Source organism: Aquimarina latercula DSM 2041, assembly GCF_000430645.1.
GTDB lineage: Bacteria > Bacteroidota > Bacteroidia > Flavobacteriales > Flavobacteriaceae > Aquimarina > Aquimarina latercula.
In genome coordinates this window covers 1-17,351 of record NZ_KE387187.1, presented here as the reverse complement: position 1 = coordinate 17,351, position 17,351 = coordinate 1, and the positions used below count along the sequence as shown (strand labels likewise).

Annotated in this window: 13 protein-coding genes and 1 pseudogene; 2 read left to right on the top strand and 12 right to left on the bottom strand. The window is 32.3% G+C overall.

What is annotated here, in order from left to right:
- Nucleotides 1–7 precede the first annotated feature (7 nt).
- Nucleotides 8–775 (bottom strand): class I SAM-dependent methyltransferase, encoded by a 768-nt coding sequence (locus tag H526_RS0126525; RefSeq protein ID WP_027395694.1) that lies wholly within the window; start codon nt 773–775, stop codon nt 8–10.
- 13 nt (nt 776–788) lie between these two features.
- Nucleotides 789–1,607, bottom strand: coding sequence for a type I methionyl aminopeptidase (map, locus tag H526_RS0126520; protein ID WP_027395693.1), 819 nt, complete (start codon nt 1,605–1,607; stop codon nt 789–791).
- 324 nt (nt 1,608–1,931) lie between these two features.
- Here map and H526_RS0126515 point away from each other — a divergent pair, with 324 nt between their 5' ends.
- On the top strand, nt 1,932–2,789 hold the full coding sequence (locus H526_RS0126515; RefSeq protein ID WP_027395692.1) for a hypothetical protein: 858 nt from the start codon (nt 1,932–1,934) through the stop codon (nt 2,787–2,789).
- Between the two features lie 433 nt (nt 2,790–3,222).
- Here the strand turns inward: H526_RS0126515 and H526_RS0126510 are convergent, their stop codons facing one another.
- The 3 genes from H526_RS0126510 to gpmI form a co-directional block, all read right to left on the bottom strand.
- On the bottom strand, nt 3,223–4,320 hold the full coding sequence (locus H526_RS0126510) for a FecR family protein (protein ID WP_027395691.1): 1,098 nt from the start codon (nt 4,318–4,320) through the stop codon (nt 3,223–3,225).
- A gap of 19 nt (nt 4,321–4,339) precedes the next feature.
- Nucleotides 4,340–4,909, bottom strand: coding sequence for an RNA polymerase sigma factor (locus tag H526_RS0126505; protein ID WP_027395690.1), 570 nt, complete (start codon nt 4,907–4,909; stop codon nt 4,340–4,342).
- A gap of 475 nt (nt 4,910–5,384) precedes the next feature.
- On the bottom strand, nt 5,385–6,905 hold the full coding sequence (gene gpmI, locus H526_RS0126500; RefSeq protein WP_027395689.1) for a 2,3-bisphosphoglycerate-independent phosphoglycerate mutase: 1,521 nt from the start codon (nt 6,903–6,905) through the stop codon (nt 5,385–5,387).
- A gap of 496 nt (nt 6,906–7,401) precedes the next feature.
- Between gpmI and H526_RS0126495 the strand changes: the two genes are divergently transcribed.
- On the top strand, nt 7,402–7,782 hold the full coding sequence (locus H526_RS0126495; RefSeq protein WP_027395688.1) for an ankyrin repeat domain-containing protein: 381 nt from the start codon (nt 7,402–7,404) through the stop codon (nt 7,780–7,782).
- Between the two features lie 56 nt (nt 7,783–7,838).
- Here the strand turns inward: H526_RS0126495 and H526_RS0126490 are convergent, their stop codons facing one another.
- From H526_RS0126490 to H526_RS32145, 7 genes and pseudogenes are all read right to left on the bottom strand, one after another.
- The gene (locus H526_RS0126490; protein WP_027395687.1) at nt 7,839–8,606 is read right to left on the bottom strand and encodes a M48 family metalloprotease; all 768 of its coding nucleotides are present in this window, start codon (nt 8,604–8,606) and stop codon (nt 7,839–7,841) included.
- Between the two features lie 169 nt (nt 8,607–8,775).
- Nucleotides 8,776–9,261: a CAP domain-containing protein gene (locus H526_RS30290; RefSeq protein WP_051336376.1), complete on the bottom strand. Its 486-nt coding sequence runs from the start codon at nt 9,259–9,261 to the stop codon at nt 8,776–8,778.
- A 54-nt stretch (nt 9,262–9,315) separates the two neighbouring features.
- Nucleotides 9,316–10,041: a M15 family metallopeptidase gene (locus H526_RS0126480; protein WP_027395686.1), complete on the bottom strand. Its 726-nt coding sequence runs from the start codon at nt 10,039–10,041 to the stop codon at nt 9,316–9,318.
- A 41-nt stretch (nt 10,042–10,082) separates the two neighbouring features.
- Complete coding sequence (locus tag H526_RS0126475) at nt 10,083–10,631, bottom strand: ClpP family protease (RefSeq protein WP_027395685.1); 549 nt, start codon at nt 10,629–10,631, stop codon at nt 10,083–10,085.
- A 362-nt stretch (nt 10,632–10,993) separates the two neighbouring features.
- Nucleotides 10,994–12,160, bottom strand: a complete 1,167-nt coding sequence (locus H526_RS0126470) for a T9SS type B sorting domain-containing protein (RefSeq protein WP_035086810.1) — start codon at nt 12,158–12,160, stop codon at nt 10,994–10,996.
- Nucleotides 12,161–12,583: 423 nt separating this feature from the next.
- Complete coding sequence (locus tag H526_RS0126465; protein ID WP_027395683.1) at nt 12,584–16,357, bottom strand: beta strand repeat-containing protein; 3,774 nt, start codon at nt 16,355–16,357, stop codon at nt 12,584–12,586.
- Between the two features lie 7 nt (nt 16,358–16,364).
- Nucleotides 16,365–17,351: pseudogene (locus H526_RS32145) on the bottom strand (hypothetical protein); the annotation flags it as partial.

Below are 17,351 nucleotides of genomic sequence, written 5' to 3'. Positions count from 1 at the left end.
TATTTCTTTAAGCCTTATAACAAACGGGAAGTATTTCTCCAGGAGCTAGGCAGTATTTGATTACTTCTTCTTTAGATAATTCATTGGTATAATCAACCTCATTAACTTTAAAACCAATAGAACGTAGTTTGTCAAAATAATCTCTTCCGTAGACTCTTACATGATCATATTGACCAAAAATTTGAGCACGTTCTTTGGGGTCCGTAATAGTGTTATCTTCAAAAGTAATTGTTCTATTAAGATCTTGCGGGATTTGAAGGATAGCCATACCTCCAGGTTTTAGAACTCTTAGTAATTCTTGCATCGCCTTAGTGTCATCAGGAATGTGTTCTAAAACGTGATTACAAAATATGATATCATATTGATTACTATCAAATGGGAGGTCACAAATATCTGCTTTTACATCTGCTAATGGAGAGTTAAGATCTGTAGTAGTATACTCTAAGTTTTTTAAATGTCTAAATTTTTTATAAAAAGCCTGTTCAGGAGCAAAATGTAATACTTTAGCTTTAGCAGTGAAAAAATCAGTTTCATTTTTTAAATACAACCAAAGTAATCGATGACGTTCTAGAGAAAGGGTAGAAGGTGAAAGAACATTGTCTCTTTGATTTCCATATCCATATGGTAAAAACTTAGAAAAACTTTTTCCATCGATAGGATCCGTAAAAGTATTTCCTTTAAGGAATATAGAGATTATAGGTCTTACAGCATAACTCAAACGAATTAATAAAGGCCTAGGAATTGTATTTAATATAAACTTGAAGAGTTTTTTCATGTTTGGAAAAAAACTAAACTGCTAATAATTCTTGTCTAAATGCATCTTCTTCATCAGATTCTATACCTAATGCCTGATAAATATATTTAAACGTAGAAAGGATTTCGGGCTTACCATCTATAATAGCTACATCGTGTTCAAAATGAGCACTTGGTTTACCATCTGCAGTAAGTATTGTCCAGCCATCTCTTAATTGCTTTATACGGTGTGTGCCCATATTAGTCATAGGCTCTATTGCTACTACCATTCCTTCTACAAGTTTTTTACCTCTTCCACGGCGACCATAATTAGGCATTTCTGGGTCTTCATGCATTTTACGCCCTAATCCGTGCCCTACTAATTCTCTTACCACACCATATCCTGCTTCTTCGGTAAACTTCTGAATTGCATATCCAACATCACCTACACGTTTTCCAACTTTTAATTCGGCAATACCTTTATATAGTGACTCTTTGGTAATCTTGAGTAAGTGTGCAACTTCTGGAGTTATTTCTCCTACAGGAAAAGTATATGCATGATCACCATAAAATTCATTTTTAATGGCTCCACAATCTATGGAGATGATATCTCCTTCTTCTAATGGAGTATTATTAGGAATACCATGTACTACTTGAGCATTCGGACTCATACATAAAGTGTTAGGAAAATCATATAATCCTAAAAACCCAGGAATAGCTCCATGATCTCTAATAAACTCTTCTGCTAGTTTATCTAATTGAAGTGTAGTTACTCCTGGTTTAACTTCCGGAGCAAGCATTCCAAGTGTTTTAGAGACAATCAGGGCACTCTCGCGCATTAATTCAATTTCTTCACGTGTTTTAGTAATGATCATAATATCCTCATTAAGGATGGCAAATTTACAAAGAATATTAGGATTCAGTCAATTGATCAAGTTTTAATCTCTGATAAGAATTCTCATTTTAGTGCTCTTAGGATGATAGTTTTATAGGATTTTTAAATCAACATAGGATTAATTTTATATAAAATATGCTCTTATTATAAAAAAATGTTGCGCTGTAAAACCCTGTTTTACTTAAGTTTTTTGCGAAAAAATCAGAAGCACTTTAAAAAAAAATAAAAAAATACGCAGCGTTTTTATTTTTTCAGGTTTAATAGATAGAAAACACATTATAATATTCATTTAAAAAAGTAAACCATGAAAAAATTATTGATTTGTATAGTAGGATTAGGATTAATGGTAAGTTGTGCCGTAGAGGATATGGATGATAACGTATCGATCCAGAATAGCGATAAAGAAAATTTTGAAATGTATCATAGTTTGGATGGAGCGATGGATAGTTTTGATCTAATTTCTGAGTCGGCTTTTAATGAGGTGCAAAGTTCTTCTAAGAGTTCTAAAAGTAGTTGTGTATCTATAGAATTGTTGGTGTCTAATGAAGAGACTCCATTATCAGGTTTCGAGGAGTATGATTATTATAGTAAAATGATTTTGGATTATAGAGAAGAACAATGTCAATTTGATGATTGGAGTGGTAAACTAGAATACTATGTGGCTGGAGTGTTCAACGAGCAATGGAAGGATTCTACTGTGTTTAAAAATGTTAGGGGAGATGAAGGTTATACATTTGATGGTTATAGAGTTGCTGAACAAAATTCAGCATTGAGTACAGAAACAACGAAGGTTTTTGATGTTGTTATTGATGGGGTAATTACTGAACCTAATGGTGATTCGTATCGTTATACGACAAATAGGAATTTTACATTTGAAAATAGATTCTCGACGGATGAGGTTGTTATTTTAGAAGAATCTTCTTTAGTAGAAGGTATAACACAAACATATTTTATGAAATCAGAATCTATAGAAAATGAACCGTTAGTATATAAAGTGGCTTGTTTTAATAGATTGAATTTCTTGAGATATCCAGTTCAAGGATCTTTAGATTTCACTAGTAGTTTTGGGGTTAATTTTAATATTGATTTCGGAGATGGAGCTTGCGATAAAGAGGTTGTACTAACCGGAGATAATGGAGAGTCTATTGTTTTTGATTTATAATAGATAGTTTAGTTAAATTCTAAAAGCCGTCTGCAAAATATTTGCAGGCGGTTTTTTTATGTCTTTTGATTTAGTTTTAAAAGAAATATAAGGTTACTTATTGATTAGATTAGAAAGAGTATATCCTATCAAAGTTTTATGGTAAAGTTGTTATATCTCCTTAGTAAGTGTCTTACAGGTGCGTTGAATATTTTTTTAGAACCTTGTAAAAGAGGTTCGTATTTTCTATTAAATATGGTCTTATAGTTTATTTGGTTTGTGCATTAGAAAGTCTATTCTATCTTTCAAGTTCTAATACATAGATAGGGTTTACTCAGTAGTTCTGTAAAGTTGAGTAGAGGTGTTTTTTATATTAGAGTACTTTTATGAAGATCCGGTTTTTTGATATTGAAAATTTTATTCCAATTAGATGATTGAGAGATTATCAATCTCTTTATTTAGTACATCCTTTTCCTGTAATTATATATACATCATCTTCTTTAATTAATTTAAGATTTAAAGATGTTGTTAGCTTTTTTAATATTTGTGAGATCTTATCATTATTAAAGGATCCAGAATAATTACAGTCTAATATATTACGATTTTTTAATAGGATTTTGGCATCGTAATTATTTCCAAGGTCATTAATGATTTCGTTTACGGTAGTATTTTGATAAAATAATTTGCCAGTTTTCCACGCAAATCGATTCGGAGATTTTTCTAATACCGAAATTCCTCTATCATCTATTCGTAAACTCTCCCCAGGAGCTAATATTTTCACTTCTTTTGTTTTATTATGAACTACTTTTGCAGATCCTTGGATTAAAGTCATTAAATCCGCTTCCGGGGCAGAATGCATAGCAAAAGAATTACCAGTAATTTGTACTTTACCGTGTTTTCCAAAAAGAATGAATGGTTTGTGTTCATCTTTTCGAATGTTTAAAAATACGGTACCCATAATATCAGCTCTGCGATACCCTTGTTTTGTTGCTGTAAAGTTTATCTTACTGTTTTTTCGTACTACAATCGTACTAGAATCTGGTAGTGTATTGTATTTTGTTCTTTCTGTAAATGCATACTTGTCAGAAGCAGTATATGTTACTGTAATAACACCTTTTTCGATAATTTCGTCTTCTGGCTCCAAGTTAGTTACATCTATCTGTCTATTTTTAGGTTTCTTAGAAGATTGATCTGGATCTTCAGTTGGTTCATCTTTTGTAATGAGCGTAATATTAGTTTCTTTTTTTTCCGAGATAGAATCAAGAACTATAGTCGTAAGATTACTATTTTTATTTTTAGTAGTAGTTTCTGTATTGGTTGTTTCTATGTTAATGTCTGAAGTACTATCATTTTTAAAATAGTATATAGTAAACACGCCAATAATCATTAGAATTATGAAACCAGCGGTATACCAATAAAACAAATTTTTGTCATCGGATTTTTCTTGTACAGCATCAAAAATGAGATCAAAGCCATCTCCAGACGATTCCATAATGTCGTCTTTAAATTTTGTCTGCAAAAACTCTTTTAAAAGGTCTTTATCCTCTTTCATCAGTTTCTCATTTAGAGATTTATTGATATTTTTCTATTCCGATAGCTCTCATATTTTCTAAAAGCTTTTTCCTCGCTCTCGTATAGTTAGATCTAGATGTACTTTCTTTAATCTTCAATATTTTTCCTATTTCTTTATGCGAATATCCTTCAATGGCATATAAGTTTAATACATATCTATATTGTTCAGGAAGTTCATTTATTAGTGCTCTTAATTTATCTGCAGAAAGTTTTTTAGAAAAGTGATCTTTTTCAAAATCATCTAATTCTTGTACTTCACTTTCTTCTATGGACTCTGAATTATCTATTAAAACTGTTTTTTTTCTCTCATGCCAATCATCAATAGCACAATTAACTACAATTCTTTCGATCCAACTTCCTAATGTACCATTATGTTTATATTTTTTTATGTTTTTAAAAACCTTGATAAATGCTTCTTGTACAATATCTTTTGCATCTGATTGATTTTTACAATAGCGAAAACTTACCGCAAGCATCCTGGGCATAAAAGTATTATATATTTTTTCCATAGCATTCCGGTCATTCTTTTTACAAGCTTTAACCAGTCTGTCTTGTTCTTCTTTATTCATGAATAAGGGTTAGTGCTTACTCTCATAAAACTTAACTGAGGATGTAGGATTTCGCTGCGTGTAATTATTATAAAATTTATAATAATATATTAAAGATACTAAAATGAAATATTAGATAATTAGAATTTGAATTTCTTTCGTCTTATATAAGTGACGTTTTAGCTATGTTTTAGACTTACTAAGCGAAAATTGCTATTTAGAAGATAATTAATGAATAAATTTAGGGTATAATTTAAAAATCAGATAGTTATGAAGTATTTAAACCCTTTTTTTCAGATGAACTTTAACATATGTATTAGCTTTTTAAAAGATCTTGCACAAGGTTCGGCGTATGCATTAAAAAGATAAATTCAATATTAATTTTATTTTAAAATATTTAATTTATGTATTTAATGTTAAAAAATAACGCAAAAAAAATATAAAGATGAGTATAAGAATTGCTAAACTCATCTTTATATTTTTATGTATTTACTATCTATTTCTTCAATAAAGATTTTTGTGTCATCGCTTTTGGTTGTTCTAGACCAATAAGGTCCAATATAGTTGGCGCAATGTCCCCTAAGACTCCATCTTCTATTTCAATTCCATCAGTATCAATTAATATAACAGGAACAGGATTTGTTGTATGTGCTGTATGAGGAGATCCATCTGGATTAATCATTGTCTCACAATTACCGTGATCCGCAATTAGTATAGTAGTATATCCATTTTCTAATCCACTTGTCACAACATCCTTTACGCATTGATCGACGGCTTCACAAGCTTTTATTGCTGCTTCCATAACTCCTGTATGACCTACCATATCCCCATTAGCAAAATTTAAACATATAAAATCTGTCTCACCTTTTTCTAATTCAGGAACTAATGCATCCTTTAGTTCATATGCACTCATTTCGGGTTTAAGATCATAAGTAGCAACTTTTGGAGAATTTCTAAGAATTCTGGACTCACCTTCAAATGGTTCCTCTTGTCCTCCAGAAAAGAAAAATGTAACATGAGGATATTTTTCTGTCTCTGCTATACGAATCTGTTTTTTGCCAGCTTTGGATAATACTTCGCCTAAGGTTTCTGTGATGTTGTCTTTATCATAAATTACATGAGTGTTTTTAAAGTTTTCATCATAATTAGTCATCGTAACATAATATAGAGAAAGCTTATGAGTATTATATTCATGCATGTCGGATTGAGAAAGCATTTCTGTGAGTTCACGACCACGATCTGTCCTAAAGTTAAAGAATATTACAACATCATCTGTTTTAATCGTGGCTACAGGAGCCCCTTTTTCTTCTATTACTATTGGTTTAATAAATTCATCAGTGATATCGTTATCATAGTTTTTTCGAATACTTTCAATAACATTATCAGTGGGTGTTCCTGTTCCATTAACAAGAAGGTCATATGCTAGTTTAACACGTTCCCACCTTTTATCGCGGTCCATAGCATAGTATCGTCCAATGACAGAAGCTAATTTTCCGGTAGATGTATCCATATAATCTTTAATTTCCTTGATATGATTTATTCCAGATTTTGGATCTACATCGCGGCCATCAGTAAATGCGTGTAAAAAAACATTTTCTAATCCTTCAGAATTGGCTACATCTAATAGTCCCTTGATGTGATTAATATGAGAATGAACGCCTCCGTCACTAACCAATCCTAATAGATGAACATTTCTATTATTCTCTTTAGCATACTTAAGGGCATCAATCAGGGTTTGCTCATTTTTTAATGTATCATCTTTGATAGCCATATTAATTTTGGCTAAATCTTGATATACTATTCTTCCTGCTCCAAGATTCATATGACCTACTTCACTGTTTCCCATTTGGCCATCAGGAAGTCCAACGTGTAAACCGTCCGTTCTTAAGGAAGCGTTAGGGTATTTTGTGTATAAATTATCAATAAATGGAGTCTTGGCATGATCGATTGCAGAAACTTTAGGATCTGGCGATGTTCCCCATCCATCCAGAATCATTAAGATTACTTTTTTGTTCATTTCTTTTTCTATATACGATTTGATGTTTTTCAATCACTTATTTAACTGATTGCTGACAATTTTGATTAGAGGCTAAATTACAATATAGAATAGAAGCAGACAAAAACCTGTTGATACTGATTTCTGATTTTTGAAGGTTTAGATTGTTTTGTTTAGATGTTTTTTTGAGGAACTATTAATAGATCTTAGTGAACAAGGTATAAAATAGTTAATTCTTAGGATTGATAGGGTTTTAATGACGATAATTGAATTTTTGGTGTATGTAAAATAAACAATAATATTTTTAACTCACATGCATAAATAATTGACAGATTATGGAATTACAAACTTAAATATTCGTGATTAAAATGTTAATTTTTTAAAATATTATCAAATTTTTAAGTTGATTATTGGTTAAAAATCTGTAAATTAGGTAAGTGCATAAAAAACAATTATCTCTTTTATTTTATTAAAAAATTAATAAATCAATATACTAACTTCAATAATTCACAACATTATGAGAAAAACAATTATGGCAGTATTAATGATTCTATTCATTATACCTGTAAACTTTGCTTCAGAAAAAGTAAAGGTAAGTGATAGTAAGGATTATGAATTAACTATTAATAAAGTGGATCCTTTTTTTATGGCGGTTATTAAAGGAGATCTTGATACTGTGGCAAAAATGATAGATGGTGGGAGTGATGTAAATCTAAGATTGGATGGAAAAACACCTTTAATGTATGCAGCTAGGTATAATCGAGTTGATATTATAAGGTTATTAGTTGGAAAAGGAGCTTATCTTGAGGCTAAAGACAGTCAAGGTAATACTGCGTTGAAATTTGCAGAATTAGCTAATGCTAAGGAAGCAATGGATCTTCTTAAAGAAATGTCCTAAAAATTTAATTGTAAAACTCCTAAAAACTTCGATTCGTAATTTACTAATCGAAGTTTTTATTGTACACTATATTCTTTAATGGCTTCTTGAATTTTTTCAATACGATTATCAGGGTCAGGATGCGTACTTTGAAATTCTGGAGTACGGTTAGGTCCAGCGGCTTTTTTTAGAATTTCCATTACTCCAATCATTTCTTGAGGATTATAACCAGAATTTATCATAAATAAAACCCCTAATTTATCACTCTCTAATTCATCGTCTCTACCGTTTCCCAAAAGAACATTTTGTCCTATACCATTTACAAGTCCACCAGCATCAGCACCTACAGAGGCTCCTGTTGATATTGTTTTCCAAAACTCGTGTTCTGCTATACGTTCTGCAGAATGTCGTCCCAAAACATGTCCAATTTCATGACCTAGTACACCAGCTAGTTGATCTTCATTTTGTAATTTAGAGTAAAGTGCATAGGTTATAAATATTTGACCACCTGGCAATGCAAAAGCATTAATAGTATTTGGGTCAGCTAGAAGATGAAATTCATATCGGTAATCAGATTCTCTAGCCATCGTATTGTTGACAAGTTTGTTTCCAACATTATCGACATAATTTTGAAGCCTTTGATCTGGATATAGTCCTCCGTGTTGTCTAGTCATTTCAGGTTCACTTTGGAGACCAATAGCGATTTCCTGTTCCGTAGTCATATTAATATTCTGAACTCTATCTGTATATTCATTATGGGTTTTGTTATTACATTTCTTGATAAAAGCAAAAGCCACAATAGCAAGACCTATTAATATTCTTATTTTTAATCCACCGCGTCTCATCAATTATTTTTTGGTTAGAGTAAAAGTTTTTGAGTTATAAAGTTACTAAATATAAAAGTTGCTTACCAAATAAATGTAAAAGAGGTCATTTTTTGGTAAGCGACTACTAGGGGATTCAAATTCGTATTTTTAAATACGAATTGTGCTAATTAGCATAATTGATGCTTGGTTAACGATAAAAAAGTTGAGTATAATAATATCTACCATTCTCGTCTTTAATTGCGGAGATACCAGTATACATATAATTACCTTCTATATTTTCTCGATGTCCTGTACTATTTAACCAACCGTCAACAACACTCTGAGCATCAGAATAAAATCTAGCGACGTTTTCGGCAGTTCCAGTAGCATTCTCTTCATCTCCTAATATATTTCCTCGCTGATTAAAATTATCGTGATTGATTTCTTCAATAGATATCATATATTTTGTATGATCAATAGCGAGTTGCTCTGCAGTGTTGTTTTTGGATAATGTTGATAATCCAAGACTTTGTCTATGTTGATTTACTAATGCAAGTATATCATCAGAAATGTTTGTTTCATTGGTAAGTTCATCTGTATTTATATTTGAGTTTATAGAATCGTCCTCAGATGAACAAGAAACTATAATTGTCGCGATACATACCGTAAAGAAAAATTTACAAAATACTTTCATAAAATATTAAAGGGCTTTTTTAGTATAACTGAAAGAAATATGTTTTAGTATGTTTTACAGTAATTTAGGATTGATATCTAATACATTTTCAGTAATATATTGTTGTATAAAATCGATTGTAAAATGATTACTACCTAATAGATTAGCATTTTGTAATTCGTTTTTTATATCCAGTTTTTTATAAGATTTGAGCATGGGTATAGATAAAGGTGCATAGGAATAATGCCAAGGTTCATATTTAAAACCTTTTCTATCTTTTTTGTTTGTATAAACTAGATAAAATCCAAAACTATTGGCGTGAATATCCATCCATTCCTTGAATTTACAAAATGGACCTTCTTCATGAAAGTTTTCTTCTAGAAGAAGGCCTTTTGGTTGTTTAGGTGTTCCGTCTACGATATCTATATCTGTACCCCAATGATGACGTGAAGTCCCGGGAATAGTAGAATATTCTATTATTTTTTTTATGGTATTAATAGGGGATAAGCCCTCTTTAGTAAATTTTTTATATTTACGTTCCCAGATTCTGTTTTGATGTGCATAGTTTCGATAACTCGAAACAGTTTTTATGCTAATACCACTTTCCGAAGCTTTATTTTTCATTTTTAAAAATGCTTCGTGAGCTTCTTTTTTCAGTTTATAAGTATCTCCATAAAAAACAGGATTACTTTTTCCCATTAAATCATCTTTGGTAAATTCTAATTGAATCATATTCAGTGAAGATAATGAGAGTGCAGTAATGCCTAATCCACTAATTTTTATGAAATCCCTTCTTAACATATGGATATAGACTTGATTTTGTAAAGTGTTTTTAATTTATACTATTCTAGTATTCCATCAACAATACCATATTCAATAGATTCTTGTGCATCCATCCAATAATCTCGATTAAAATCTTTTAGTACTTTTTCAATCTCTTGCCCGCAGTTGTCTCCAAGAATTTGAGCACTTAACTCTTTAGTTTTAAGAATCTCGGTAGCTTGAATTTCTATATTAGAGGCTTGTCCTCTCGCTCCACCACTTGGTTGATGAATCATTACCTTAGCATGAGGTTGAATAAACCTGCGTCCTTTTTCTCCTACACTTAATAAAATAGAACCCATGGATGCTGCTAGTCCTGTACAGATTGTAGATACAGGGCTTTTCAATGCTTTTATAGTATCATACATTGCAAATCCAGATGTAACATAACCACCAGGACTATTTATATATAATTTTATTTCATCATTACTAATCATATCTAGATACATAAGCCTGTCAATGACGTGTTTAGCAGATTTGTCATCTACTTGACCCCATAGAAAAACACTACGCTCTTCTAAAAATTTTTTATCGATTATATCTTGGATTTTTCCAGCTTTTTCTTTCATCAGTAATTAGTTTACAATTGTTTTTCTAAAATTGAGTGTATACAGTATAGATAATACACACACCAATAGCTAAAAGTATAATTATTTTAGAAATTATTACGATTTATGAGATAACAAATTTGATACTTTTATTAGAGAGTCTAATATTTAACATGATTTTAGAAGTCTATTTTGTTATTAGCTAAATCATTAACTAATATTAATGAGTTTATGGTTTCAAAAAAATAGTGTATGTTATGAGGTTTTGAGGAATTGTGGTAGTCTGATTCCGTATATACTCAAATGTGAAGTGTTATTTAGAAGTTCTGATTAAAAAAATATGCTTTTACCTCAGTTATTTAAGTAATAATTGAGATTAGAATCTATCTATTTACGTAAAGGTAACCAGCTCTATCCTTTGTTCCTTCTATGTTTAAAACATAATAATAAGTTCCAGCAGGCAATTCTTCTCCTTTAGCAATAGTAGCTCTACCTTCAGAAATTCCATTAAAGCCTTCTGAAGTTTGCTGTACTTCATGATAAGCTTTTTTATTGTATACTAAAACTCCCCAACGATTATATACGAATAGCTCATTATCAGGGTATTGAACTAATCCTTGTATTACAAAAGTATCATTAAATCCATCACCATTAGGAGAAACAGCGGTAAAGATTTCTAAGTCTCCATCAAGTATAAGACCAGATGTTCCAAAAGTTAAAGCTACAAAATTATCAGGAACGATTAATTCAGAAGTAATTTCTCCGCTATCAAGATCTCCCGTAACAAAAGTATTTCCTAGATTAATCCATTGTTCTAAATTAGGATCCCATCCTACAACTCTAAGATCAGATAAATCATTTACTAAAGTAGGAATATTACTATTAGTGTCCCAAGTTAAGGTAACTCTTGTCTCTTGGTCTCCGTCTACATCCCAAAATTCGAAAATACTAATTCCATATAATAAATCTCCAAAACTGTTAGTATCAAAATTTCCAGGAAAGAAATTAGGGAAATTAGGATTTTCAAAGAAATAAGCTGCTTTTGCGGTATTAGTTGCAGCTTGACTTTCAATACGTGCTGGTCTATGACGGAAATCATCACCAATAGGAAAAGAAAAATCTAATTGACCAGTTATTGAAGCATAACCATCAACATAACGATCATCATTTTCTCCTAAGTATGGTGCATCATTTATGTAATCTAATGAAATCTGTTTTTGATCTCTGGGAGTAAAAACTCTTCCATTTGTAAATTCTTGAAAATTATTAACCCCTACAGGAACTTCTAAAAACAAATCATCAATTACATCGATTTCCATATCGTGAAAAATAGGACGATTACTTCCCGAAATTGTTAAATTGTTCTGATTGTAAAAACCAGCGAACCCACGATTTTGATCAAAGGTTCCATCATTAATTACATCTAGATGAAATCCTACTTGACCTTCATCATGTATTTGTAAATTTCCGAAATTATGAAAAGACAACTGAGCATTGGAAATAAAACCAGCTAGTATGAATAACGTTATGTAGAGTTTATTTTGGGGCATATCTTTTAAAATTTGATTTTACGGTTAAACCATAAATCAATTACTGCGAATATATAAAAATTATTCATACATCCTACTTTTTTTTAAAAAAAAATTCACAAAAGTATCGTTGAAATGCATTTTTTTGTCGACGAATTACATATATTTCACGATAAGACATATTTTTACTTATTAATTTGTAAGACATTTTCTTTTGCAAGAATAATTTTGTCTTGCTACATTTTAGAATGAAGAAGAAATATGTTTTTAATAAAATAAGGGGATAAACTATTCAGTGATCGAGTAGCTAAACCTTGAAAAGATTCTTTTTCGTGAATATTTTACAATGATGACGATGTTTATGCATAATGTTTGGGTGATACTGTGTTTTTTTAAGTTATAAGTTTTAAATTTTTTACGTTAAGCGTTTTTATTATATTTATATTAATTGGGTTTTACTCTATATGTAATTTTTCGATTAGTAATAACCGTTGCTGCTCCAACAATAGTTCTATTTCCAAATTCAGAAGTAGTGTTTGATATTGTTGCAGTACTAGTAACTAAACTGCCAACAGGAATTGTTGTACCTAATGGTATACTAATGTTAAATCTATTGGTGTTATCTGTATTTCCATCGGCATTAGTATATAATGAGATAGTATTGTCAAGATCCGCACCGCTTCCTTCCGTGCCAGAACCTAAATACGTTTGACCTTCACCATAATCCAGACTAAGACCTAATTGATTATCTCCAACAGTAGCGGTTCCTTGGTTTATATCTGTTAAGAAAACTTCTATTATTGCTCCTGGACGAGACCATCCTATTATTTTTAAATTTGTTCCTGAAATGGTTACGGATTCCAAAAGAGGAAAATTCAAACTTCCATTGGGACCTGTATCTGCATCTCCAACATCATTAATCGTAACTCCATCACTTGCAATATCTATACCGAGTGCATCGGCAACAGTACCATTAGCAAAAATAGAGTTTTGAGATATCAGATTCCCAGAAGTAGTTCCACCAGTTAATACAATACCAGCTCCTCCATTATTATCAATAATATTATTAGTAATAGAAGAATTACTTTGCGCTAAATTGATACCACTAAGTTCAGTACATCCAGCACCACTATTACTTCCAGCTGTTGTAATTGTGTTTTCTGTAATAGTTACGTTACCTTGGTTGTCAAAAATGCCGGTAGCAGCGGAGTTATCTATAAGATTGTTTTGGATTACTACACCGCTTCCGTTAGCAATTCTAATGTTATACTCACAATTTCTAAAACCATTATTGGTTATGTGATTATTTTGTATTAGCGTTGATGTACCTCCATTTACAGAAATTCCAAAGTCAGTATTAGAGGAAATATAGTTACCATCAAGAGTTACTTGTCCTCCATTAATTTCAAAACCGTCATCTACATAACTTCCAACACCAACAGTTCCAGTAACTCCTAGGGCGTTGACACCTAGAAGATTTGCTGTTACTAGATTTCCTGTTCCAGAATCTTGTCGTATTGCTCTTCTGTTTCCGCCATATACTGCCAAGTTTCTTATAACAAGATTTGATGCTTGTAATTGAATGACATCACCAAAATCACTACGTACTTGTATTTCTGGTAAATTATAATTTGGTAATGTAATCCCCGAAATACCAACAATGGTTCCTCCGGATCCGATTGTACCAGTATTTGTGTCACCAGAATAAGCGGTTTGGGTTCTACCATCTATATGAGTTGAATCGTCTGTGATATCATCCAGTGGATCTACGTTTGGTAAATTGATATCAAAAAAACCAGTAACAAAGTTTGGGTCCGCAGCTCTTCCCAACGGATCCCCAGTAGGAGGTATCATAAAAATAGAAGTGTCTTGACCAGCTGCTGGATCAAAAATACCATTAGCTTCAATGTTTAATCCGGTTTCGTCGAGATTATTAGAGTTAATTATAAACTGACCAAGAGAGCCTTGGCCACTAGAGTTAGTATTTACTATGGTGTTAAAATTAAAACCAAAATCAATGCCAACGGCTCCTTCGTTTAGAATTGTTATAGTTGAAATTGTTTGCGCGTTTGTATTTGTCCCAGCTACAACATCTTCATTAAGAGGGTTAGTACCACCAATCTCATCTGTTACTGATCCTATAGTGCTAGCAGCAAATATCGATCTGAATGTTTGAACAGGTATACAAGTTGTGCAAGTAGTACCGCCACCTCTAGTCGAACGTACGGTATTATTTACAACACGCAGCGTGTAGGTTCCATTAGCCATACCGCCTATATTATAGTCTCCGTTTGAATCGGTAATATCCGAATCGATAAAAGTATCTGTATTATCATATAGTTCTACAAGAGCTCCTTCTATTCCTACTCCAGATGAAGTGGTAAGATCTCTTCCTGTTCCTCCTGGATAATTCATGTCTTCAAAAACAGTACCTGTCATTAAGTTACTAGGTACTTTAAGTAATACAGAATTAAGTAATACGATATCTCCTCCTACATTAACATTAGTTGTAGCAGAGTTGGCTCCTTGAGATATAAGTGAAGAAATATCATAAGTATCTAAATCTACACCAAACTGTGAAGAATCATTGATTATAGGGGCTGTCGTGTCGTCATAAATAGTTGAGTTAAAAACATTTTGAGTTCCTCCTGTATTATCGCCATCTCCGTTTAAGGTTGTTGTATTTACTCCAGAGGTCAAAGTAATGGTTTCTCCTCCTGTAAAATTAACATCTCCTTCCCATGCAAGTACGGATGTTTTAGAACCAGAACTACCAATTGCAAAAAAACCATCAAGGGTATAGCTAGATGATGAATTTTGTTCTGAATTAAACCCATCATAAAAATTAATACTTACGGCTGGTAAAGAAGGATTTGTATAAAAAATCATTAAAGACCAGCCTCCTAATACTATTGTTCCGCAATATCCATTGACCGTGATGCTAAGGTCGGTAATTTCAAATGTCTCATTACTTGGATCCGCTATTCCATTAATAATAGAAGTAACATCACTTTTCATACTATAGTATTGTGCCAATTGATTAGCCGAGTATATTACATCAGCAACAACGGTTTGACCTTCAAAAGTTACGACATCATCTGGTGAAGGACCTGAATGTGCCCAGGTTAAATATGCCTTTTCTATAGTAGAACCAGCGGGAATTGAGGTGGTAAGCGTATTTGAGGATGCTGCTCCTATGGCACAGGGATCTACATTATTATCTGAAGTTCTAAAAGATCCTGCAGTTACTGCATAATCGTAATATCCATTGAATTCATCAAAAAGTGTTAAAGGTACTTCATTAGGTATTGTTGGATCTCCATCATCATTAATTGTTATTGTACCATTACCCATTCTTACAGAAGCATTACTTATATTACTAAGATTTATAAAAAAGGTTTCATCGTTTTCTCCAAAAGCATTATTTACGATAGGCACTGTAAAGGTTTGCGTTTCATTAAGATTTCCAGCAAAATTTAATGTGCCAGAAGAAGTAATGTAATCAGAGTCTGCAAAAGCGGTATTATCTATGGTGTTGTAATCTACGGAAAAACCTCCAGGTATATTACCACCGGTAAGCCTTGCGGTAATAGTTGCTGTTCCTACGTTCTCATTAACTGTCAAGTCAATTACGGAAACAATTGGACCGAAAACTGCAGATATTTCTAGGTTGTCAATTAAAGCAAATTCTCCATTTTCCCAATTACAAAAACCACAACCTCCATTATTAATAAATCTAATTGTTGTATTAGCAGAAATAAATCCGGTTATATCTTGATTAAAACTTCCGGTCTGGCTTCCTGTAAATGATCCAATATCAGTAAAATTCGTGCCATCTGAGGATATTTGAATGTTTAATTCTTCTCCATTGACTCCGCCATCTAAACCACTGGTTTCCCAATCAAATGATAAAGTTGCAGATGAAGCTCCAGTAAGATTAGCGGTTCTTCTTATGTTTTCAGCATTTACAAATAACCAATCAAGTCTAAGATCTCCTCCTGTTATCCTAATAAATCCATTATTAGGACTGTTGTTGTCATTGGTTTCAATCCAGTTTCCTGCCCAATTTTGAGTTCCATTATTGTTCGCGTAGGATACGGTACTAAAATTGTCTCTATATGTTTCTTGAGAAAAGAAAGTATAAGGGAACAAAAACATAGTAATAACACTAATAATTAGATGTTTAGATGCTATTTTATATAATTTGACGAGTTTCATATAAAAATTATCGTACTACGAATACTACATTAATTAATGTGTTATAGTCAGCAGGAGTACCTATTATATCATAGGTCATAACTCCGTTCGCATCAATAGCAACGTTTGCAAAAACTGTAGGGTCAAAATATGTTACATAGTAATATAATTCATTGGCCGCATATGTTGGGATAGCCGCAGGAGCGCCAGTACTTGATTGTGATGTAGCTGCATTTGCTAATGTAAATTGATCGATATATTGTTGATAAAGATCTACGCTTTCATCACCTGGAGCTGCCGTATTTGCTGAAATAGTGCTCGCATCAATAGCAATTGATGGAGGATAGAATATCCTAGCAGCCTTAGATGTAATCGGTGCAATATCCTGAATTACATCTTCTACTGTTGCTTCGGTATTTCCATCACCATCTACATCTACAGGAGTATCAGAATCTACTTCAGAAGCAGTTTGGTCATCACTTCCTATAGAAGCTGGATCTACAGTTACTACATCGCCATCCGCTTCAATTCCTAAGAATCGAGTAGGGGTATTATCAAATTGATAGGTGTCTATAGTTCCATATCGGCTAAATCTAATTTGATTATTATTTCTCAGACTTAATGTTTCTTGAATATCTGCTGGATCACCTTGATTACCACCGGCATAGAAATTTAGTCCATTGTTATTACCATTAGCCGTTGTTCCAAATCCAATTGCCGCAGCATAAGCATTACCAGAGTTTCTAAATGAAATACCGAGCTCTCTTGCGTTGTTAGTTCTTCGAAGAGTTAAGGTATTTCTATTATCTAAGTCTGAATCAAACTGTAGATTGAAATTACCCATTGTCATCACCCTATTGCCAGTTAAAGTGCCATCGGTATTATATATGGTATCATCTGGTACTGTCACGGTTCCACCACCATCTGATAATGTGATGTCATGATCACTAATCGATATAGTTTGGGGAATTCCAACACCAGTAGGTCCTTGAATACCTTGTGGTCCCTGTGCTCC

Coding starts and splice junctions, on each gene's coding strand:
- H526_RS0126510 (WP_027395691.1), bottom strand. CDS start 4,320: ATGAAAGAGGATAAAGACCTTTTAAAAGAGTTTTTGCAGACAAAATTT.
- H526_RS0126465 (WP_027395683.1), bottom strand. CDS start 16,357: ATGAAACTCGTCAAATTATATAAAATAGCATCTAAACATCTAATTATT.
- H526_RS0126475 (WP_027395685.1), bottom strand. CDS start 10,631: ATGAAAGAAAAAGCTGGAAAAATCCAAGATATAATCGATAAAAAATTT.
- H526_RS0126505 (WP_027395690.1), bottom strand. CDS start 4,909: ATGAATAAAGAAGAACAAGACAGACTGGTTAAAGCTTGTAAAAAGAAT.
- H526_RS0126470 (WP_035086810.1), bottom strand. CDS start 12,160: ATGCCCCAAAATAAACTCTACATAACGTTATTCATACTAGCTGGTTTT.
- H526_RS30290 (WP_051336376.1), bottom strand. CDS start 9,261: ATGAAAGTATTTTGTAAATTTTTCTTTACGGTATGTATCGCGACAATT.
- H526_RS0126525 (WP_027395694.1), bottom strand. CDS start 775: ATGAAAAAACTCTTCAAGTTTATATTAAATACAATTCCTAGGCCTTTA.
- gpmI (WP_027395689.1), bottom strand. CDS start 6,905: ATGAACAAAAAAGTAATCTTAATGATTCTGGATGGATGGGGAACATCG.
- H526_RS0126495 (WP_027395688.1), top strand. CDS start 7,402: ATGAGAAAAACAATTATGGCAGTATTAATGATTCTATTCATTATACCT.
- map (WP_027395693.1), bottom strand. CDS start 1,607: ATGATCATTACTAAAACACGTGAAGAAATTGAATTAATGCGCGAGAGT.
- H526_RS0126490 (WP_027395687.1), bottom strand. CDS start 8,606: ATGAGACGCGGTGGATTAAAAATAAGAATATTAATAGGTCTTGCTATT.
- H526_RS0126480 (WP_027395686.1), bottom strand. CDS start 10,041: ATGTTAAGAAGGGATTTCATAAAAATTAGTGGATTAGGCATTACTGCA.
- H526_RS0126515 (WP_027395692.1), top strand. CDS start 1,932: ATGAAAAAATTATTGATTTGTATAGTAGGATTAGGATTAATGGTAAGT.